Genomic DNA, 19,605 nt, shown 5'->3' with positions numbered 1-19,605 from the left:
GCCGGTCAATGGATCACGACTGTACGAGGAGCCGACCGTGAAGCTCACCCTTCAGATCTGGCGCCAGGCCGGACCGGACGAGCCAGGCCGCATGGTCACCTACGAGGTGCCCGACGCGAACCCGGACATGTCCTTCCTCGAACTGCTCGACGTGCTCAACGAGCGACTGACCCTGCAGGGCGAGGAGCCAGTCAGCTTCGACCACGACTGCCGCGAGGGCATCTGCGGCGCCTGCGGAGTGGTCATCAACGGCCAGGCCCACGGCCCCCGGGAACGAACCACCACCTGCCAGCTGCATGTGCGGGAGTTCTCCGACGGGGACGTCATCGACGTCGAGCCGTGGCGCTCGGTCGCATTCGGCGTCGTCCGCGACCTGATGGTGGACCGCTCCGGCCTCGACCGGATCATCCAGGCCGGCGGCTACATCAGCGCCCCGACGGGCAGCGCCCCCGAGGCGCACTCCACCCCGGTGCCCAAGGCCGTCGCGGACACGGCGTTCGACAACGCCACCTGCATCGGCTGCGGCGCCTGCGTCGCGGCCTGCCCCAACGGCTCGGCCATGCTGTTCACCTCGGCGAAGGTCGTGCACCTCAACAGCCTGCCCCAGGGCGCTCCGGAGCGGGCGAGCCGCACGCTCAACCTGGTCGAGGCCATGGATGCCGAGGGCTTCGGCGGGTGCACCAACACCGGGGAGTGCACCGTCGCCTGCCCGAAGGGCATCCCGCTGGACAGCATCGCCACGCTCAACCGCGAGGTCCTGCGGGCCTCGATCGGCCTCCGGTAGAGCGGAGAAGTGTGGAGGGTTAGGCACGGTCCAGAGACCGTGGACCGTGCCTAACCCTCCACCGAAAAGGAGCTCTTCGCGGTACGGCGGATCCGGCGGCGCGGGAGGATAATGGCGGCGGTGGGAAATCACCCGATCAAGGCGGACGTGACGGGATCGACGGACACGACCCGACCGGCCGGGAACGCCGCGGGGCTGAGCGCGCCGCACGGGTCACGCCTGCGTCCGGGGCACGCCGTTCCCGACCAGGTGGCGGTGATCGGCGGCGGGATGGTCGGGCTGTGCGTGGCGTGGTTCCTCCAGGACCACGGCAGGCGGGTGACGGTCTTCGACCGCGACCACCTCACCGCCGGGCCCACCTGGGCCGGAGCCGGATCGTCCTGGGGCAACGCCGGCTGGCTCACCCCGGGGCTCGCGACGCCCCTGCCGGAGCCCGCGGTCCTGCGCTACGGGCTGCGGGTGCTCCTGCGCCCGGACTCACCGGTGTACGTGCCTCCGGTCGCCGATCCGGGGCTCGCCCGCTTCATCGCCGGATTCGTCCGGCACAGCACGACCGCACGGTGGCGAACCGCCATGCGTGCGCTGGTGCCGTTGACCCGTGCTGCTCTCGGTGCCTTCGACGAGCTCGCGGCGGGCGGCGTGACCGCGCCGACCCGCGCCGCCAACCCGTTCCTGGCCGGCTATCGCGCCCGGTCCGGCCTCGACGCCCTCCTGACGGAGCTCGCCGAGATCCGGGCGACCGGCCAGCCCGTCGATGCCGAGGTGCTGGGCCCGGCGGCCGCCCGCGACCTCGAACCTCTGCTGTCCGAGCAGGTCCGGTACGTCGTGTCCGTGCATGGGCAGCGGTTCTGCGATCCCGGCCGCTTCGTCGCCGCCCTCGCCGACAGCGTCCGGGAACGCGGCGGCCTCGTGCACGAGGCGATGGCCATCGACGAGGTGCGCGAGGCAGGTGGCCGGGTGGAACTGCTCGGGCCAGGGGGGCCCGGTGGGCCTTACGACGCGGCGGTAATCGCCACCGGCGCCTGGCTTCCCCGGCTGGCCCGTCCGTTCGGGGTCCGCCTTCCCGTCCAGGCCGGTCGCGGATACAGCTTCCTGGTCGCGACCGAGCAGCCGCCGAGCGGTCCGATCTACTTCCCCACCTCCCGGGTGGCCTGCACTCCCCTGGGGGACGGCCTGCGGGTCGCCGGCATGATGGAGTTCCGCCATCCGGACGCGGCGGCCGACCCGCGGCGCATCCGGGCGGTGGTCGAGGCGACCCGCGGCCTGCTGCGCGGAGTGGACCTGGACACCCGCACCGCCGAATGGGTGGGACCACGCCCGTGCACCCCGGACGGTCTGCCGCTGATCGGCCCGACCACCTCGCCGCGTGTCTTCATCGCCGGCGGGCACGGCATGTGGGGCATCACCCTCGGCCCGGTCACCGGCCGCCTCCTCGCCGACGCCATCGCCACCGGTTCGCCCGCGGCCGAGCTGTCGCCGTTCGATCCGCTGCGTTGATGGCGAAGCGGATCAGGCCCCGATGCGGGCGACTCGATGCGGGTGAAGGGTCAGAACTCTCTGTAGTCAGAGTAGTCAGTTCTGGGCTTGAGATGACCTTTGGGATGACCAGGGAGGGACGACCGGCAGCCCCTGCACCTCCAATCGCTCCGCGACGGGCAACGGCTGCGGGCGCACGGTGAGCGCCGGGCCGCCTACCGGCTCCCGGACCTTGATTTCCAGGGTCCGGGTCTGGCCGCGATCGACGGTAAGATAGGTGGAGAGCACGGGATGCCCGGACTCGGAACCGCTGGCAAGGCCGATGGGCACACCGTCGAGCCGGGCACCGACGAGCCAGCTGCCTCGGCCCGTGTACACCGAGAGCCAGAGATTGTTCTGCGCCCGGGGATTCCCAGCGGCGTCCTTGAGATCCTGCCGGTGGCGCACATAGGCCGGCAGCCCGTCCGGGGCGGCGTTGGTGAGCCGGATCGTGATCGTCGCCACGCCGGCGCCGTTCGGCTGCCGCTGCAGGCGGTAGGTGGTCTGCCGCCGTAGCCAGTAGTCCAGCTTGCTCGCCGTCGCGTTCTGGGTGACGACCCCGAGAAACGGCCCGGGCACGTCCGGCAGCGCACCACCCAGCGCCGTGGACGAAAGAATCCGCTGCTCCTCGGCGTGGTTGCTGGATATTTCCAGCCGGCCCTCGCGAGCGGCCCGTCCCAGCGCGGTCACGAGTTTCGTCGTATCACCGGCTCCCGACTCCACGGCCGCATAGACGGCCTGACCGACCTGGGCGAAGAAGCGGTCGCGGGCGGCCGCGTCCATGATCTTGCCATAGACGCGCGACTCGACGAGATCGACCAGGTGCTCCGCGGCCACCGACGTGCCGTCGGGGAGCACCGCGGGCCGGCTCGCGGCGAGAAGATACGACAACGTCGTGGGGTCGACGCTGATCGTGCCGTCGACGTCGAGGCCCGTGCCGGCCCGGTAGAACGCGCTGTAGAGCCTGCCGGCCATCGGGTAGTCGGGGGTCAGGTTGATATTCGCCCAGATACGGTCGGGCCAGAAGGCGCCGTAACGGGCCGCGAACGGGACCGGCAGCCTCGTCGCGGGTCGCTGCTGGGTGGGGCCGCCCGGCAGAGCACCATTGCCCGAGATGCCGTCGAGGGACAGCCGCCCGTGCTCCGCGGTCAGCAGGCCGAACCCACCGATGATCCCCCCGTTGGCGCGGGACTCGGCCGGGTTCTGGACGATCAGCAGGTAGCGACGGGCACCGCCCCCGCCGAGCATGGCGGGACCGACCCGGGCGGCCAGAACGACGGTGCCCAGCGCACCGGACAGGCGCCGGCTCCGGTCGATCATCTCGGCGCGGGCGTCGGCGATGCCGCTGGCCCGCCCGGCCCATCCGCAGTCGGGTACGTTCTCCACTGCCGCCTGCAACGCGGAGATGGCGTTGAAGGATCGCTCGGCCGGGCGGCGGACCGCGGCAAGCGCCCGGACATTGATCGTCATACGCTGGCGCAGCACCCGCGGATCGAGGGAGGGACCCAGGTCGGCCACGGCCGGCAGGCTGGTGCCGGCGACCGCGTCCACCTCTCGGATCAGTGTTGCCGCCGAGCGCAGCGGGCAGCCGGCGACGGGCAGCCGCCCGAACGCCGACCACACCGGATCCGAGGTCAGGGCCCGCGCATCGGTGGCCCGCCGCTGGATCTGCTCGAGCTGCGACCGCAACTCGGCCTCGCGGGGAAAGTCTCCGCTCAGAACCTGCCGCTGCAGGACGGCGATCCGCTGCCTGGCCTCGTCAAGACGGGACTTGGCCAGTAGTCCGCGCACGACCACCCAGGCGGTCATCGCCACCAGCACGACGAGGGCCGTCGCGACCCCGGCGGCCAGCCGGCGGTACCGGGCCCGGCGACCACGATGACGCCGGCGACCACGGCCGACGCGGTGCTGCCCCGCCCCGGCCTCGCCACCGCCACCCACGTCCCGCCCACCCACGCCACCTTCACCCACGTCCCGCCCACCTATGTTCCGCCCACCCACGTCCCGCCCGCCCACGGGCGCCCGCGTGAGCAGGTCCGGAACCCGGTCCAGGTCCGGAACCGGATCTAGGCCCACCGGATCCGGGCCCGGAGCGGACCCGGTGCTCTCCCCCGGTGGCGAACCCGTCATGGGGAGAACGGCGGCCGGGTCGCGCCGTCGTCATCCGGCGTCGTCCCGCCAGCCGGATCCGTACCGCGCGGTGTCCTTCCGCCGACGGAGATGATCTCCTCGGCCGATCCGCGTGCCGCCGGCACCCTGACGTGCGGTCCGCCGCTCGGGCCGGTCGTGGCGCTCGGGCCGGTCGTGGCGCCGTCGGGCAGCGGGTCCCGCGCCGAGCTCGGCTCGTCGCCACCGTCGACTATCCCGAGACGCTCCGTGGTGGCGGGAACCGGCGTCGCGGCCGGAGCAGGAGAAGCCGGAGCCGGTGGCGGCAGCGCCGGTGACGGAGGCGAGATGACCGGCCAGGCGGGCCGGACTCCGGAATCGGGCGTCGGGATCTCCAGGGTTCGGGGCGAGGAGGTCCTGGCGTGCCGGCCGCGTGGCGCGTAACCGTCGCGCGGGCCGTAGTCGTAGGCGTCGGGTCCCTTGACCGGCACCATGTTCAGCACGGTGCCGATCATCCGGGCGTCGACCGCCCGCAGCGCCTCGACGGCCCGCCGGAGGTGCTCGCGGCGGGTCCGACCGGCCCGCATCACCAGCAGAACCCCCTCGACCCGGGTGGCGAGCACGGCCGCGTCGGTCACCGGTAGCAGGGGCGGGGCGTCGACCAGGATGATGTCGAAGCGGGCGGACAGCAGGTTGATGAGTTCGGCCATGCCCTTGGAGCCGAGCAGCTCGCTGGGATTCGGCGGGATGGGGCCGCTGGCGAGGACCTCTACGCGCCCCTCCCCGACCCGGCCCTCCCCCCAGGGCTGCAGGACGTCGTCGAGGTCCGCGGCGCCGATGAGGACCGAGGTGAGCCCGGCGGCGGACTCGACCCCGAGGTACTCGCCGAACGACGGCCGTCGCAGGTCCCCCTCGATCAGGCAGACCCGCGCACCGCCCTGCGCCAGGGTGATCGCGAGGTTGCAGGCCACGGTGGTCTTGCCCTCACCGGAGACCGCACTGCTCACCAGGATCGATCGAGGTCCGGTGTCCACCTCGATGAACTGCAGGTTGGTCCGCAGCTGGCGGAACGCCTCCGCCCGGGCCGAGCGGGGCCCGGTGTTGACAATGAGGGGATGCCGGGCGGCGGCACCGTCGTAGCCGATGACGGCGAGGTTGGGCAGCTCGGTCGTCTCACGGGCGTCGTCCTCACTGGACACGCTCGTGTCGAGGCGGTACCGGACGACCGCGGCGGCGATGCCGACGATCAGCCCGAGCAGCACTCCGAGCGCGAGGTCGCGGATCGGCTGGGGCGAGACGGGCGAGACGGGCAGCTTCGCGTGTTCCCAGACAGTCACCCGCACGGAGGGCGGTTCGTCGACCGACGGCGTCTCGATCTCCGCAATGGTGGTGGAGAACGCCTCACCGACAGCATCTGCGATGATCATGGCTCGTCTCGGGTCGGGATCGCGCACGACGGTCTGGAGCAGCACGGTGTCCGGGACGGCGTGCGCGCTGATCTGGGCCCGCAGGGCCTCCGGAGTCGCGTGCAGGTGCAGGCGTGCGATCACGGCCGTCGCCACCCGCTCGCTGGCCACCAGGTTGGCGTAGGACTTGACGCGTTGCTGGGAGAACAGGCCTCCCTGGTAGGCCGAGACGGCTCCGGCGCCGTTGTCCGACGAGGAGACGACCATCGTCACCGAGGCGGCGTACTCTTTCGTCGTTCGCCAGGTCGCCGTGGCGGCCAGCAGCCCGCCGAGGACCATGCCGGCAATCATGATCATCCAGCTTCGGCGCAGAACACGGACGTAGTCGCGCAGCTCCACCCGTCGACCACCCTCCCGGGACCTCGGTCCCGACCACTCACCGTCATCGAAGACTGACTCAACATACTCGATGGGTAGTCATTCTTTTACTCTTAGCCACGCTTACTCTATGGCCCCATGTGGAGACGTAGAGTAGACGGAGTGAGTCATGGTCGGTGGACAGCACACATCGCACGGCGCGCCTCCCGGCTCAACCTCCGCCAGCGGGTTGGCCTGCAGATCACTCTGGACAGCGCGGCGCTGGTCCTGGGCCTCATCTCGGCCCAGATCGGCCGCTTGGACTTCACTCTCGGCGCGCTGAGCGATCTCGGCTTCTGGGTCATCTGCACGCTCGCCGTCTGCGTGCTCCACTTCCTGGGCACCGCCCTGCACCTCTACCTGGGGCGCTACCGCTTCGGCGGCTTCGAGGAGGTCCTCGGCCTGCTCGTGTCGGTCCTGCTCACGGTCGTCAGCGTGGTCGTCGTCATCGCCGTGTTCGGCTCCCCGAGACCCGTCCCGCTGAGCGTGCCGCCGCTGGGCGGCGCGGTGGCCCTGGTCGTGATGTTCGGCATCCGCTACCTCTGGCGGCTGACCGAGGAACACCTCCGCCGGCCGAACAGGGACCACGCCGAACCGCTCCTCGTGTTCGGCGCCGGTGACGGGGCCGAACGGGTACTGGCGGCCATGCTGCGCACCCGGGACAGTCCCTACTACCCGGTCGCGCTGCTCGACGACGACCCGAGCACGCACAACCTCCAGCTGCTCGGGGTCCGGGTACGTGGTGGCCGGGAGCGGATCGGCGCCGTCGCCGAGTCGACCGGGGCCAGGACCCTGCTCGTGGCGATCCCCAGCGCCGACGGCACACTGCTGCGGGAGATCAGCGCAATCGCCGAGGGCGCCGGGCTGACCGTGAAGGTGCTTCCCCGCGTCGCGGACCTGATCGACGGGCGGGTCGGCGTCGGGGACATCCGTGACCTCGACCTCGCCGACCTCCTCGGCCGGCGGCAGATCCGCACCGACATGTCCGCCGCCGCGAGCTACATCGCGGGCCGACGGGTGCTCGTGACGGGGGCGGGCGGATCGATCGGCTCGGAGCTGTGCCGGCAGATCTCCGGCTACGGGCCGGCCGAACTGATCATGCTGGACCGGGACGAGTCGGCACTGCGCGCGGTGCAGCTGTCGATCTCCGGCCGGGCGATGCTCGACGACGACGCCATCGTGCTGGGCGACATCCGCGACATCGACCTGATGACCACGCTGTTCACGGAGCGCCGGCCCGAGGTCGTCTTCCACGCCGCCGCGCTCAAACACCTCCCGTTGCTCGAACGCTTCCCCGGCGAGTCAGTGAAGACCAACGTCTGGGGCACTCTGACGATCCTGGAGACGGCCGTGGCCTGCGGCGTCGACCGGCTGGTCAACATCTCCACGGACAAGGCGGCGAACCCGACGAGCGCCCTCGGCTACTCGAAGCGGATCACCGAGCGGCTCACCGCGTGCCTCGCCCGCCGGGCCCGCGGAACGCTGGTCAGCGTCCGGTTCGGCAACGTCCTGGGCAGCAACGGCTCCGTCCTGACCGTCTTCGCCGGCCAGCTGGCCGCCGGCGGGCCGATCACCGTCACCCACCCCGAGGTCACCCGGTACTTCATGACCATCCACGAGGCGGTGCAGCTGGTCCTGCAGGCTGGGGCGCTGGGATCACCCGGCGAGGCCCTCGTCCTCGACATGGGCGAGCCGGTGCGCATCGCGGACGTGGCCGCCCGGCTCGTGGCTCGGGAGAACCGGCCGATCGAGATCGTCTACACCGGGCTCGGCCGCGGCGAGAAGCTCCATGAGGAGCTCCTCGGCGCAGGCGAGGACGACCATCGACCGCACCACCCGCTGATCTCGCACGTGGGCGTGCCCGCCCTGGACCCGACCCATGCCCTCGCCCTCGATCCCTGGGCCCCGCCGGAAGAGGTGCTGGCCGAACTCGCGGCCCTCGCCGGCACGGACGCCGCGGCGGACGAGGTCCCGGCCGGCGCGGACGTGACCGGGCGGATTCCCATCCAGCCCACGGCGTCCAACCGTCGACCGCACCCGGCCCGGTAACCCGTTCGGGAAGGTCAAAAAGTCGTGAATGCCGACGATGGCAAGCGGATCGTTACAGCGATCCACATCACGGCGTGCCGTCACGGCGTGCCGTCACTGCCGCCTCGCACGGGGGCCGCACTCGCCGGTGCACGGGCCCCAGCCGTCACGGGAGGACGGCTGGGGCCGGTGCCCGGTCCGCCCCCAGCCGGTCGGCGTACCAGGCCACGGTTGCCGTCAACGCGGTGGTGAGATCCGCCCCGGGCGCGTCCGGGAACAGCGAACGCATCGTCGTCGTGTCCGCCTGGGAGTCCCGGATCTCCCCGGGCCGGGGCGCGGCGTGCTCGACGACCAGCCGCCGGCCGAGGATCCCCTCCAGCCGGACGATCAGGGTGAGCAGGTCGGTACGGGTCCCGGACCCGATGTCGACCGGGTGTGGATGGGTCAGCCGGCGGCGCACCGCATCGCACAGCATCCCGGTGACCAGCTCGACAGGGATGAAATCGCGCGTCTGCCGGCCGTCCCCGTGCACCGTCAGCGGCCGGCCGGCCAACGCAGCCTCGATAAAGGTCGGCACCACGGCCGCGTACGTGTGCCCGGCGGACTGGTACGGGCCGAACACGTCGAACAGTCTGACCGTGAGCACCGGCAGACCGAAACTGGCCTGGTAGGACAGCGCATATCCCTCGGCGGCGAGCTTCGAGGCCGCGAAGGGACTGCGCGGAAGGCACGGGGTGCCCGCCGACCGCGGCAGCGGGCCCGCGCCATCGGCGGCCGACCGGTCATCGGCCGCCGGTTGAACACCAGCGGCCGATTGATCACCATAGACCGATGAGGAGGACACGACGACGACGTGCGTCTCGGCCCGGTGGGCGACGCCGAGCACCGTCAGGGTGCCGGTCGCGTTCACCGCGTGGGTGGCCATCGGGTCGAGCAACGACCGTTCGACCGACGGCCGGGCAGCCAGGTGCACGATGCTCGACGCTCCGGTGCACGCCTGTTCGACCAGCGTCCGGTCGGTCACGCTGCCGACGACGAGCTCGGCCGGCAGCCCGGCGAGCTTCGACAGGGCCCCGGTGCTCAGATCGTCGATCACGACGACCTCCGCGCCCGCCGCGAGGATCGCTCTGGTCAGGTGGGCCCCGATGAAGCCGGCCCCACCCGTCACGACTACCTTCACCATTCATCACCCTTCGAGATAATGATGATACGAATAGTAGTATAATCGGTCGCCTGCGCCGGCTATCTCTTCACGAAGAGCGACACCACGCCATCCAGAAGGTCAAATCGACTACTCTGAGTGTCAGATTGAACTCGTCTAGATAGGGGGCTACGGTCGCCGCGTGCCCGCTCACCTGCGCTCGCTGGTCATCGTGGGCGCGGGAGGGCACGGCCGGGAACTGCTCGATCTGGTGGAGGCGGTCAACGCGGCCACCGAGGGTCCCCGCTACGACGTCCTCGGCTTCGTCGATGACGACCGCGTGGACCCGGATCCACTCGCCCGGCGCGGAGCCGCGCTCCTCGGTGGACTCGACCTGCTCGATCGGCTCGACGCCGACTACCTGATCGGCTTCGCCGACGCGGCCACCCGGTCCCGCGTCGACCGGTACGCCAGCGCCCGCGGCCGGCGACCGGCGACCCTCGTCCACCCCCGGGCCAGCGTCGGAGGTGACGTGAAGCTCGGGCCGGGTACCGTCGTCTGTGCTCTCGCCAGCATCACCACCAACGTCGAAACCGGCCGGCACGTAGTGGTGAACATCGGCGCCAGCGTGGCGCACGACTGCCGCCTGGGCGACTATGTCACGGTCGCGCCGGGGGCCCGGCTCTCCGGTGCGGTCGCCATCGGCGCGCGGGCGTGGATCGGCGCGCAGGCGAGCATCGTCGGCCTGCGCAGCATCGGCGACGGAGCGGTTGTGGGAGCCGGGTCCGTCGTCACCGACGACATCCGGGCCGCGCAGGTCGTCGCCGGGGTGCCCGCCCGGCCGATCCACATCGCACCCGAGCACGCCGCACCCGAGCAGCCGCAACCCGAGTCAGGTGGGGCACACACGACGGCGAGGCTCGCCAGCCCTCCGCCCAGTCAGCGGGACGCCCCACCGTGTGGCTGATCCGCACCCCTGACCCGACTGCGCCCCTGACCCGACTGCGCCCAACGGGCCCGGCGGCACCACCTCGGGCTCTACGATCAGCGTGTGGAGCGATGGTTCAACATGTCGGGTTGCGATAACGCGCGAGATCTGGGTGGGCTGCCTACCCTGGACGGTGCAACCACCCGATGGGGGGTGTTCCTGCGCACCGACTCCGTCCAGGCCCTGACGGGCGGTGACGTGCTCACGCTGCGGGAGACATTCGGGCTACGCATGGTCATCGACCTACGGGCCAAGGAGGAGGCGGAGCGGGAGGGCCGCGGGCCGCTCGCCTACGAACCGGTCGCTTACCACAACCTGTCCTTTCTCCCCGGTGAATGGGTGATGCCGGACGACCCGCGCTACCCTGCCATCGTCAAGGACCGCGACTCAGCCGACCGAATCGAGCACTACCTGGACTACCTGCGCCTGGCCGGGGACTCGGTGGCCAGGGCGCTGCACCTGCTGGCCCAGCCGGCGGCGGGCCCGGCCCTGTTCCACTGCGCGGCGGGAAAGGACCGTACCGGCGTGCTCGCTGCCCTGCTCCTCAGTCTCGTCGGCGTGCACCCCGAGGCGATCATCGCCGACTACGTCCAGACGAACGAGCGCATCGACCGGGTCAACGCCCGCCTGGCCGACCGACCGTCCTATAACCACTCGGTGACCTCGCTCACCTCGGGCCAGCTGGCCTGCCGGCCCGAGGTCATGCGGGGCTTTCTGGCCGGTGTCGACACCGGTTGAGGCGGTCCCGCGGCCTGGGCTCGGCACACCGGTCTCACCGAGACCGACCTGCGGTCACTGCGCACGGCCCTGGTTGGATAGCTTCGCGTGGACGAAGACCCTCGGGACGTGGCATGACGACGTGGGCAACGGGACACCCCCGATCCCGGGGACGGACAATGTGCGGATGATCAATGGGGCGCCCGCACGTTCTACCCTGGCCGCGTTCATCGTCATCACCCTGATGAGCGGCTGTGGCGTACTGCGGTACCCCCACCTCGACGTGCCCGACGACCTGGTCCCGGTCTTCCGGTCCGCGGCGGCGACCTACGGTGTCCTGACCGCCGCGCAGCTCGCGGCGCAGGCCCGGGTGGAGAGCAAGTTCGACGCGCAGGCGGTCTCGCGCGCCGGCGCCCGGGGCATCATGCAGTTCCTCCCCACCACCTGGGCCGAATTCGGGATCGACGGCAACCACGACGGGATCACCGACCCACTCGACCCGCTCGACGCCATCCCGTCCGCGGCCTTCTACGAGGCCCGGCTCGCCCAGGAGGTCGGGTATCTACCCGGCGACCGGGTCTCGCTGATCCTGGCCGCCTACAACGCCGGCCCGAGCGCCGTGCGAACCGCCGGGGGCATCCCCGACTTCCAGGAGACCAGGGCCTACGTGGCGAAGGTCCACGGCTGGGCGGACACCTACTCCGACCGGCTCTGACGCCCGGTGACCGGCAGACGCCCGGTGACCGGCAGACGCCCGGTGACCGGCAGAGTCGTGGCGATGGCTCATAGGACCCGGAGTGCCTCGCCGGCCACGGCAACCTCGTCCCCCGGCGCGAGCTGCCGGCCCCGCCGGGTCTCGACCTCCCCGTTGACCCGCACCATCCCGCCCGCGAGCAGCTCCTTCACCTCGGACCCGGCCTCGACCACATCCGCGAGCTTGAGGAACTGCCCCAGCCGTATCCCGTCTCCACGAATGCTCACCTCGCGCATACCCGCAGCATCCCGCATCGCCTCCGCTCCCGCCCCACTCCCGCTCCTGTGGCCTTCCCGCCTCGGCACCATCCCCCGTTCGGTGAATTCCACGCCCGGGACCAGGCCCGACCGACCGGGGTATCCCGAACCACCCGTCGGAGCCACCTGCCGGGACCGGCAATGCGCCGAGACCAGCGACGTGCCGGGACCCGCAATACACAGGGGTGCGGGACGGCTGAGGCATGCTGACGGGCGTGGCAGCCTCCTCCTCGGATTCCTCCTCGGACGCAGCGACCGGGACAGCCCGCCTTGAACCGGGGGCACCCCCCGTCCCCACACCGGCATCCGAGACCGAGCCGAGCCCCGAAACCGAGCCGGTGCCGGAGCAATCCGTCGACTACCCGGAGCCGCGTATCCCTGATCTGGGCAATCCGTGGTCGGCCGGCGGGGCCAGCCCCAGACCCGACGGCGACCAAGCCCGACCCACATCGACCGGGAGCACACCCGGCGGAGAAAGCACCAGCGAGGTGATCCGCCGGGTGGAACGGTCGAGCGGGATGCTCGCCTCCCGGGCGGCGGCCCGGATGGCGGAGGCGCTGCCCTGGTTCCCAGCCATGTCGGCCAGTCACCGCGCCGGAATTCAGCTCGTGGTGCAGGCCGGCATCTCGTCGTTCGTGGAGTGGTGCCGGCGGCCCGACCACGCCCGGGATCTGTCCGAGGACGTCTTCCGGGTCGCCCCGCGGGAACTCGTCCGCGCCGTGACCTTCCGCCGGCTCGTCGATCTGGTCCGGGTCGCGGTGGAGGCGATCGAGGCCGAGGTGCCGAACCTGGCCGGCCCGGAGCACGAGCAACGGCTGCTCGCCGATGTCCTGCGCTACTCCCGTGACATCGCGTTCGCCGGCGCGGTCGTCTACGCCCGCGCCGCCGAGGAACGCGGTGCCTGGGATGCCCGGCTGGAGGCGCTGGTCGTCGACCACGTGGTCCGGGGCGAGGTCGACCGGGCACTGCCGTCACGGGCAGCCGCGGTGGGCTGGCGTAACCCGCCGTCCGTCACCGTCATCATCGGCACGGCCGGGAGCAACTCGCCGGAGGTGGTGGTCGACGAGGCGCACCGGCTCGCCCGCATGGCCCAACTGGAGGTTCTCGCCGGGGTCCACCATGATCGCCTGGTGATGGTGGTCGGCGGGAATTTCACTGCCGGCAGGGACGGCATCGGCCGTCCCGAGATGACCCTCCAGCCGGAGAACAGCGTCGAACCTCCCCCCACCGCGGGTACCCGCCCGGCCGGCGGCACCGCGCCGGTGAACACCGTCCTCGACGCGGCCCGGGCGCTGCTTCCCGCCTGCGGGCCGGGCCCGGTGGTGATCGGCCCGGTGGTCGGTGACCTGACCGGGGCACCGCACGCGGCGCGGGTCGCCCTCGCCGCCACGGACGTGGTCGCCGCCTGGCCGGCCGCGCCCCGGCCGGTCATGGCCCGGGCCCTGCTCCCGGAACTCGCCCTCGCGGGGAACGTTGACGCCCGGCGGGCGCTCATCGACGAGGTGTACGTCCCGCTGCGCGACGCCGGTACCCCGCTACTGGAGACCGCCGGGGCCTATCTCGACTTCGGCTCGTCGCTGGAGGCGACGGCCCGGGCGCTGTATCTCCACACCAACACGGTCCGTTACCGACTCCGTAAGGCCGCCGAGGTGTGCGGGCTGGATCCGGCGGACCACCGCGAACGCTTCATCCTGCATATTGCGCTCGTTCTGGGACGCCTCGACGGTGTGTTACCTACAGGAAAAACATGATCGTTCAAGTCCTCCCACACCCCTCTCACCCCCGCGCGAGAATGGTCACATCGAACTACTTTGCAGGTCCGTCATGCCATTCCAGGCCGATGTCAGCGTCGCGCAGTAACGTCCGATCCAAACAGATCGGTTTGTAGGACACCTACAACATCCGGTCGACACATCGGTGAGTAGCCGCCAGCGACAACCAGTCCTCGTGAAGGGTTAGGTGAACAGGTGCTCGCGATCCTCGCGCCCGGCCAGGGTGCACAGACCCCCGGACAGCTCCGCGCCTGGCGCGGTCTCGAGGGGGCGGAGGAACGGCTGCGCTGGTGGTCCGCCGCAGCCGGGATCGACCTGCTCGAAGCCGGGTGCGAGGCGCCCGCCGAGACAATCCGGGATACGGCGATCGCCCAGCCGTTGATCGTCGCGAGCGGGCTGGTCGCGGCCGAACAGCTCGGGCTGCCGGTCACCTCCCCGGTCGGATCGGACACCCTGGTGCTGGCCGGTCACAGCGTCGGCGAGATCACCGCTGCGGCCCTCACCGGTACCCTCACCGCCGAGGAGGCCCTCGTCCTGGTGGCCCTGCGGGGACGCGCGATGGCCGAGGCATCCGCCCGGGTCGAGACCGGCATGACGGCGCTGCTCGGCGGTGATCCCGAGGCGGTGACCGCCCGGTTGAGCGAACTCGGCCTGACCGCCGCCAACCGCAACGGTGCCGGGCAGATCGTCGCCGCCGGCACCGCCCGCGACCTCGCCCGGCTCGCCGCGGAGCCGCCCGCGGGTGTCCGGCCGCGTCCCCTGTCCGTCGCCGGCGCTTTTCACACCCGGCACATGTCCTCCGCGCGCGACGCGCTGGCCGCGGTCGCGGGCGGCATCCGGCCCGGGGTGCCGCGGGCCGCCGCGCTGTCCAACGCCGACGGGGCGATCGTCACCGACCCGGCCGAGCTGATCAGCCGGCTGGTGGCCCAGGTCGCGGCGCCGGTCCGGTGGGACCTGTGTCTCGCGACGCTGCGCGATCTCGGGGTCGGTGCGGTCGTCGAACTCCCCCCGGCCGGTGCTCTCGCCGGGCTCGCCCGCCGGGAACTGCCCGGTGTCACGATCCACGCGGTGAAGAGCCCCGACGACCTGCCCGCGGCCCGCGAGCTGGTCGCCGAGTACCTCGGCGACCAGCTCCTGAGCGCGAGCCCGGCGGGCCCGGCCCCCGGAACTCCACCGGGCTCGACGACGGACGACGCCCTGGTGGGAGCGCAGGCATGACCGAGCTGACCGGTGCCCGCATGCTCGGCCTCGGCGTTTACCGCCCGGCCCGGGTGGTGACCAACGACGAGATCGCCCAGCGGGTCGATACCTCCGACGCCTGGATCCAGGCCCGTACCGGCATCGCCAGCCGGCGCATCGCCGACGACGAGGAGACCATCGTCGCGATGGGCGCCGCGGCCGCGGAGAAGGCGCTCGCCGCCGCCGGCCTCACCGCCGACTCGATCGATCTGGTGATCGGGGCGACCTGCACCTCTCCCTCCCAGATCCCGGGTGCCGGTCCGCAGATCGCCCATCGCATCGGGGCCGGCCAGGCCGGGGCGTTCGACATCAACGGCGCCTGCGCCGGTTTCAGCTACGCGGTGTCGACGGCCGCCGGCATGGTGCGCGCCGGCACCCTGCGCAACGTGCTCGTGGTGGCCACCGAAAGGCTGTCGGACTACACCGACTGGGACGATCGCAGCACCTGCATCCTGCTCGCCGACGGTGCCGGAGCAGCCGTGGTCGGCCCGGCGGAGACGAACGAGATCGGCCCCGCGGTCTGGGGGCACGACGGGTCCCGGCCCGAGACAATCCAGGTCCCCGGCTACGGCGACAACGTCTTCCGCATGGAGGGCCAGGCGGTGTTCCGCTGGGCGATCTCCCTGGTCCCGGTCCTCCGCCAGATCTGCGAGCAGGCCGGCGTGGCACCCGAGGACCTCGCGGGTATCGTTCCGCACCAGGCTAACCTGCGGGTCGTCGAAGCGTTGGTGACGGGTATCGGCGCCACGAACGCCGCCGTTGCCCGCGATGTGGTCGACGCCGGCAACACCTCCGCCGCAAGCATTCCGCTGGGACTCAGCCGGTTGCTGGAAAGCGGCGAGATCCGCCGGGGAGACCCGGTGCTGCTGTTCGGCTTCGGTGCCGGCCTGACCTACTGCGGGCAGCTCGTACGCTGCCCCTGACAACCTCGACCAACCCTCGACGCCGCGACCGTCCCGCACCGCACTGCGGCGAGGCGTCCGATGACCACCAGCCCGACCGCGCCCCTGATCCAGGCGCCCGCGCTTCCGCGCTGGTACGCGGCAGCCCCGCGCACCACCCGCCACCGACCGACAACATCCCATCAGGAGGAACAATCATGTCCCAAGCTGACATCCTCGCCGGTCTCGCCGTCATCCTCGAAGAGGTCGCCGGTGTCGACCCGGCCGACGTGACGGCCGACAAGACCTTCATCGACGACTTGGACGTGGACTCGCTGTCCATGGTCGAGGTGGTCGTCGCCGCGGAGGAGAAGTTCGGGGTGAAGATCCCGGACGACGACGTGAAGACCCTCAAGACCGTCGGTGACGCGGTTTCCTACATTCAGCGGGCAGGTGTCGCGGCGTGACCACGACCCCCAGGCAGGTCGTCGTCACCGGCCTCGGGGCTACCACTCCCCTCGGTGGCGATGTCGCCTCGACGTGGGAGGGTCTGCTCTCGGGCCGCTCCGGCGTCCGGCGTCTCACCGAGGACTGGGTCGAGCAGCTCCCGGTCCAGATCGCCGCGCCGCTGGCGGTGGAGCCGCCGCTGGGTCGGGTCGAGGCTCGTACCCTCGACCGCAGCCAGCAGCTGGCTCTGACCGCCGCGCGTGAGGCGTGGGCTGACGCGGGCTCACCCGCGGTCGACCAGGAGCGCCTCGCCGCGTGTGTGGCCTCGGGGATCGGGGGCGTGCTCACGCTGCTCCACCAGCATGACGTGATCCGGGAGAAGGGCCCCCGGCGGGTGTCCCCGCACCTGGTGCCGATGCTCATGCCGAACGGCCCGGCCAGCACCGTGGGCCTGGCGTTCGGCGCGAAGGCGGGGGTGCACGCCCCAGTCAGCGCGTGCGCCTCCGGGTCGGAGGCCATCGCGCTGGCGCTGGACATCATCCGGGCCGGGCGCGCCGACGTCGTGATCGCCGGCGGTAGCGAGGCGGCGATCTCGGCGCTGACCATGGCCGGCTTCGCGCAGATGCAGGCGCTGTCCCGCCGCAACGACGCACCCGAGGCCGCCTCCCGTCCGTTCGACAAGGCACGGGACGGCTTCGTGCTCGGCGAGGGCGCGGCGATCCTCATCCTCGAGTCGGCCGAGCACGCGGCCGCCCGCGGTGCCCGGGTTCACGGCACCCTGGCCGGCGCCGGCATCAGCTCGGACGCCTACCACATCGCCGCGCCGGAGCCGACCGGTGCCGGCGCGGCCCGGGCGATCCGGGCGGCGCTGCGGTCCGGCTCGTTGGAACCCCGTGACATCGTCCACGTCAACGCCCACGCCACGTCCACCCCCGCCGGTGACGCGGCGGAGGCGCTGGCGTTGCGCAGCGCCTTCGGCGACCACACCGACGAGATCGCGGTGACGTCGACCAAGTCGACCACCGGGCACCTGCTCGGTGCCGCCGGCGCGGTCGAGGCCGTGTTCAGCGTCTTGGCGCTGCGGGAACGCCTGGTTCCCGCGACGCGCAACCTCGATGCTCTCGACGACGAGATCGCGCTCGACGTCGTGCGGATCGACAACCGGACAATCGGCCCGGGCGCCGCGCTGTCGAACTCGTTCGGGTTCGGCGGTCACGACATCTGCCTGGCCTTCACCGCCTGACCAGCCGCACCACCATCCGCACCACCACCCGATGTCACCCGCCGCGGCGCCGGCCACCCCACCACCGCCGCGACACCGCCCGCCGTTCCGGCGAGCGTCATGATCGCCGGACCGAGTGCTCAGCGGAAGCCGGCGCATACCACAGGTGGTCGCGTATCGACCTCCTGCGAAGCAGTCCGACGCCGCTCAGGCAAGGAGACGCACGGTGAGTCTGTCCACGATCGACCGAGTCGACCCCCGCACGCCTCAGGCTCGGCTCGCCCGGTTTTTCGATTCAGACACCCTGTCGCTATTCGCGGTCGGCGACACGTCCGGAGTCGTTGCCGGGCAAGGGCTTATCGACGGGAACGAAATCGTCGCCTTCGCGACCGACCCGACGGTACAGGGTGGCGCAATGGGGCGCGACGGCTGTGCCCGCATCGTTCATGCCATCGAGTCCGCCGTCCGGATGAACTGCCCGGTCGTTGGGATCTGGCACTCGGGAGGCGCCCGGCTTCAGGAGGGTGTCGCCTCGCTTGACGGAGTCGGCCGGATCTTCGCCGCCACGGTGCGGGCCTCCGGCCGGATCCCGCAGCTCTCGCTCGTGCTCGGGGCCGCCGCCGGTGGGGCCGCCTACGGGCCGGCCCTGACCGACATCGTCATCATGGGCCCGGGGGCGAAGGTGTTCGTCACCGGCCCGGACGTGGTGCGTTCGGTGACCGGTGAGGAATGCACCGCCGACAGCCTGGGTGGGCCGGACGTGCACTCCAGGCGCAGCGGCGTCGTGCACGTGACCTGCGACTCCGAGGACGAGGCCGTCGAGCGGACCCGGGCGGTCGCGGTGCTGCTGGCCGATCAGCGCGACATCGGCCCCGTCACCGGACGCGAGCTCGGGGAACTGCTGCCCGACAATCCCCGGCGGGCCTACGACGTACGTCCGCTCGTGAAGGCGGTGCTCGACGACGAGGACGAGGCCGTCGAGCTGCACCCGAGGTGGGCGCCGAACATCGTGACGGTGCTGGGGCGCCTCGGCGAGCGTACCGTCGGGGTGGTCGCGAACAACCCGCTGCGCCGTGGTGGATGCCTTGACGCGACCTCGGCTGAGAAGGCCTCCCGGTTCGTCCGGATGTGCGACTCCTTCGGTGTTCCGCTGGTCGTGCTCGTCGACGTGCCCGGTTACCTGCCGGGTGTGGGCCAGGAATGGGAAGGCGTGGTCCGGCGGGGAGCGAAGCTGCTCTACGCCTTCTCCGAATGCACCGTGCCGCGCGTCACCGTCGTGACCCGCAAGGCGTACGGCGGCGCGTACATCGCAATGAACGCCAGCAGCCTGGGCGCGACCGCCGTGTACGCCTGGCCGACCGCCCAGGTCGCCGTCATGGGCGCCGAGGCCGCCGTCGGCATTCTGCACCGCCGCAAGCTCGCCGAGGTCCCGGCCCAGCGCCGCCCCAGCGTCCTGGCGGAGCTGACCGAGGAGCACATCCGCACCGTCGGTGGCATCGACCGCGCCGTGGAACTCGGCGTCGTCGACGCGGTCGTCACCCCCGCCGCCACCCGGGGCGCGGTTGCCTCCGCCCTCGCCGACGCACTGACCCGTTCCCGCACCGACAAGAACGTGCACGGCAACATCCCCCTGTAACATCCGGATCCCCCCGTTAGTACTGGGATTCCGGCAGCACAAGATCCCCGATAACACCGGATCCCCGATAACACAAGATCCCGGTAACCGGGCGGCGACCATGGCAGCCGCCCGCCACGCGCCGGCTGCGACCCGCGGACCTCGGGTCGCAGCCGGCGCTTCGCATAGCGGGCCGCGATGCGGTGAACTCCAACCGACACCCCGCCCGTATCGCCAGGGCCACTCCTGTCTCTTATACCTTCTCCGAGCCCACGAGACAAGAGTCAATCTCTTATGCCGTCTTCCTCTTGAAAAA

Annotated in this window: 15 protein-coding genes and 1 pseudogene; 12 read left to right on the top strand and 4 right to left on the bottom strand. The window is 71.6% G+C overall.

Translation table 11 applies throughout. The features are described 5' to 3' along the window. Positions 1-37: 37 nt before the first annotated feature. Entirely contained in the window at positions 38-784 is a 747-nt protein-coding gene (locus tag AC08OU_RS06660) for a succinate dehydrogenase/fumarate reductase iron-sulfur subunit (protein WP_476604503.1), read from the top strand. A 120-nt stretch (positions 785-904) separates the two neighbouring features. After that, positions 905-2,281, top strand: a complete 1,377-nt coding sequence (locus tag AC08OU_RS06655) for an NAD(P)/FAD-dependent oxidoreductase (protein WP_476599530.1) — start codon at positions 905-907, stop codon at positions 2,279-2,281. Positions 2,282-2,356: 75 nt separating this feature from the next. Here the strand turns inward: AC08OU_RS06655 and AC08OU_RS06650 are convergent, their stop codons facing one another. After that, positions 2,357-4,429: a DUF4012 domain-containing protein gene (locus tag AC08OU_RS06650; protein WP_476604502.1), complete on the bottom strand. Its 2,073-nt coding sequence runs from the start codon at positions 4,427-4,429 to the stop codon at positions 2,357-2,359. Then, positions 4,426-6,210: a tyrosine-protein kinase domain-containing protein gene (locus AC08OU_RS06645; RefSeq protein ID WP_476599534.1), complete on the bottom strand. Its 1,785-nt coding sequence runs from the start codon at positions 6,208-6,210 to the stop codon at positions 4,426-4,428. Before AC08OU_RS06645 ends, AC08OU_RS06650 begins: the two co-directional genes overlap by 4 nt. Before the next feature lie 117 nt (positions 6,211-6,327). Here AC08OU_RS06645 and AC08OU_RS06640 point away from each other — a divergent pair, with 117 nt between their 5' ends. Next, the gene (locus AC08OU_RS06640; protein ID WP_476604501.1) at positions 6,328-8,277 is read left to right on the top strand and encodes a polysaccharide biosynthesis protein; all 1,950 of its coding nucleotides are present in this window, start codon (positions 6,328-6,330) and stop codon (positions 8,275-8,277) included. 145 nt (positions 8,278-8,422) lie between these two features. Here the strand turns inward: AC08OU_RS06640 and AC08OU_RS06635 are convergent, their stop codons facing one another. Continuing rightward, the gene (locus AC08OU_RS06635; RefSeq protein ID WP_476599537.1) at positions 8,423-9,439 is read right to left on the bottom strand and encodes an NAD-dependent epimerase/dehydratase family protein; all 1,017 of its coding nucleotides are present in this window, start codon (positions 9,437-9,439) and stop codon (positions 8,423-8,425) included. Positions 9,440-9,599: 160 nt separating this feature from the next. Here AC08OU_RS06635 and AC08OU_RS06630 point away from each other — a divergent pair, with 160 nt between their 5' ends. The 3 genes and pseudogenes from AC08OU_RS06630 to AC08OU_RS06620 all read left to right on the top strand — a co-directional run bounded on the left by AC08OU_RS06630 (position 9,600) and on the right by AC08OU_RS06620 (position 11,817). Then, positions 9,600-10,364, top strand: a complete 765-nt coding sequence (locus AC08OU_RS06630) for a NeuD/PglB/VioB family sugar acetyltransferase (RefSeq protein WP_476599539.1) — start codon at positions 9,600-9,602, stop codon at positions 10,362-10,364. Between the two features lie 84 nt (positions 10,365-10,448). Further along, positions 10,449-11,204 (top strand): annotated as a pseudogene (locus AC08OU_RS06625) (tyrosine-protein phosphatase). 85 nt (positions 11,205-11,289) lie between these two features. After that, positions 11,290-11,817, top strand: coding sequence for a lytic transglycosylase domain-containing protein (locus tag AC08OU_RS06620; RefSeq protein WP_462186196.1), 528 nt, complete (start codon positions 11,290-11,292; stop codon positions 11,815-11,817). Positions 11,818-11,885: 68 nt separating this feature from the next. Here AC08OU_RS06620 and AC08OU_RS06615 read toward each other — a convergent pair whose 3' ends face one another. Further along, positions 11,886-12,092, bottom strand: coding sequence for an RNA-binding S4 domain-containing protein (locus tag AC08OU_RS06615; RefSeq protein ID WP_173645788.1), 207 nt, complete (start codon positions 12,090-12,092; stop codon positions 11,886-11,888). 224 nt (positions 12,093-12,316) lie between these two features. On the opposite strand from AC08OU_RS06615, the gene AC08OU_RS06610 reads away from it, so the two are divergent. The 6 genes from AC08OU_RS06610 to AC08OU_RS06585 all read left to right on the top strand — a co-directional run bounded on the left by AC08OU_RS06610 (position 12,317) and on the right by AC08OU_RS06585 (position 19,310). Further along, entirely contained in the window at positions 12,317-13,864 is a 1,548-nt protein-coding gene (locus tag AC08OU_RS06610; RefSeq protein WP_476599542.1) for a PucR family transcriptional regulator, read from the top strand. 216 nt (positions 13,865-14,080) lie between these two features. Then, entirely contained in the window at positions 14,081-15,103 is a 1,023-nt protein-coding gene (locus AC08OU_RS06605; RefSeq protein ID WP_476599544.1) for an ACP S-malonyltransferase, read from the top strand. Continuing rightward, on the top strand, positions 15,100-16,047 hold the full coding sequence (locus tag AC08OU_RS06600) for a beta-ketoacyl-ACP synthase 3 (protein WP_476599546.1): 948 nt from the start codon (positions 15,100-15,102) through the stop codon (positions 16,045-16,047). The genes AC08OU_RS06605 and AC08OU_RS06600 overlap by 4 nt, the downstream gene beginning before the upstream one ends. A gap of 176 nt (positions 16,048-16,223) precedes the next feature. Next, on the top strand, positions 16,224-16,472 hold the full coding sequence (locus AC08OU_RS06595; RefSeq protein ID WP_011437861.1) for an acyl carrier protein: 249 nt from the start codon (positions 16,224-16,226) through the stop codon (positions 16,470-16,472). After that, positions 16,469-17,695, top strand: coding sequence for a beta-ketoacyl-ACP synthase II (gene fabF, locus AC08OU_RS06590; RefSeq protein ID WP_462186200.1), 1,227 nt, complete (start codon positions 16,469-16,471; stop codon positions 17,693-17,695). The genes AC08OU_RS06595 and fabF overlap by 4 nt, the downstream gene beginning before the upstream one ends. 205 nt (positions 17,696-17,900) lie before the next feature. After that, the gene (locus tag AC08OU_RS06585) at positions 17,901-19,310 is read left to right on the top strand and encodes an acyl-CoA carboxylase subunit beta (RefSeq protein ID WP_476599548.1); all 1,410 of its coding nucleotides are present in this window, start codon (positions 17,901-17,903) and stop codon (positions 19,308-19,310) included. Positions 19,311-19,605: the final 295 nt, after the last annotated feature.

The sequence above is a fragment of the Frankia sp. CcMO1 genome (assembly GCF_977945845.1).
The sequence above is the reverse complement of the archived record's forward strand: the minus strand, read 5'-3'. Positions and strand labels throughout refer to the sequence as shown.

What these genes read in the sequence shown, in the direction of transcription:
- AC08OU_RS06610 (WP_476599542.1), top strand. Translation starts at nt 12,317, where the DNA reads ATGCTGACGGGCGTGGCAGCCTCCTCCTCGGATTCCTCCTCGGACGCA.
- AC08OU_RS06635 (WP_476599537.1), bottom strand. Translation starts at nt 9,439, where the DNA reads ATGGTGAAGGTAGTCGTGACGGGTGGGGCCGGCTTCATCGGGGCCCAC.
- AC08OU_RS06600 (WP_476599546.1), top strand. Translation starts at nt 15,100, where the DNA reads ATGACCGAGCTGACCGGTGCCCGCATGCTCGGCCTCGGCGTTTACCGC.
- AC08OU_RS06650 (WP_476604502.1), bottom strand. Translation starts at nt 4,429, where the DNA reads ATGACGGGTTCGCCACCGGGGGAGAGCACCGGGTCCGCTCCGGGCCCG.
- AC08OU_RS06620 (WP_462186196.1), top strand. Translation starts at nt 11,290, where the DNA reads ATGATCAATGGGGCGCCCGCACGTTCTACCCTGGCCGCGTTCATCGTC.
- AC08OU_RS06615 (WP_173645788.1), bottom strand. Translation starts at nt 12,092, where the DNA reads ATGCGCGAGGTGAGCATTCGTGGAGACGGGATACGGCTGGGGCAGTTC.
- AC08OU_RS06640 (WP_476604501.1), top strand. Translation starts at nt 6,328, where the DNA reads ATGTGGAGACGTAGAGTAGACGGAGTGAGTCATGGTCGGTGGACAGCA.
- AC08OU_RS06595 (WP_011437861.1), top strand. Translation starts at nt 16,224, where the DNA reads ATGTCCCAAGCTGACATCCTCGCCGGTCTCGCCGTCATCCTCGAAGAG.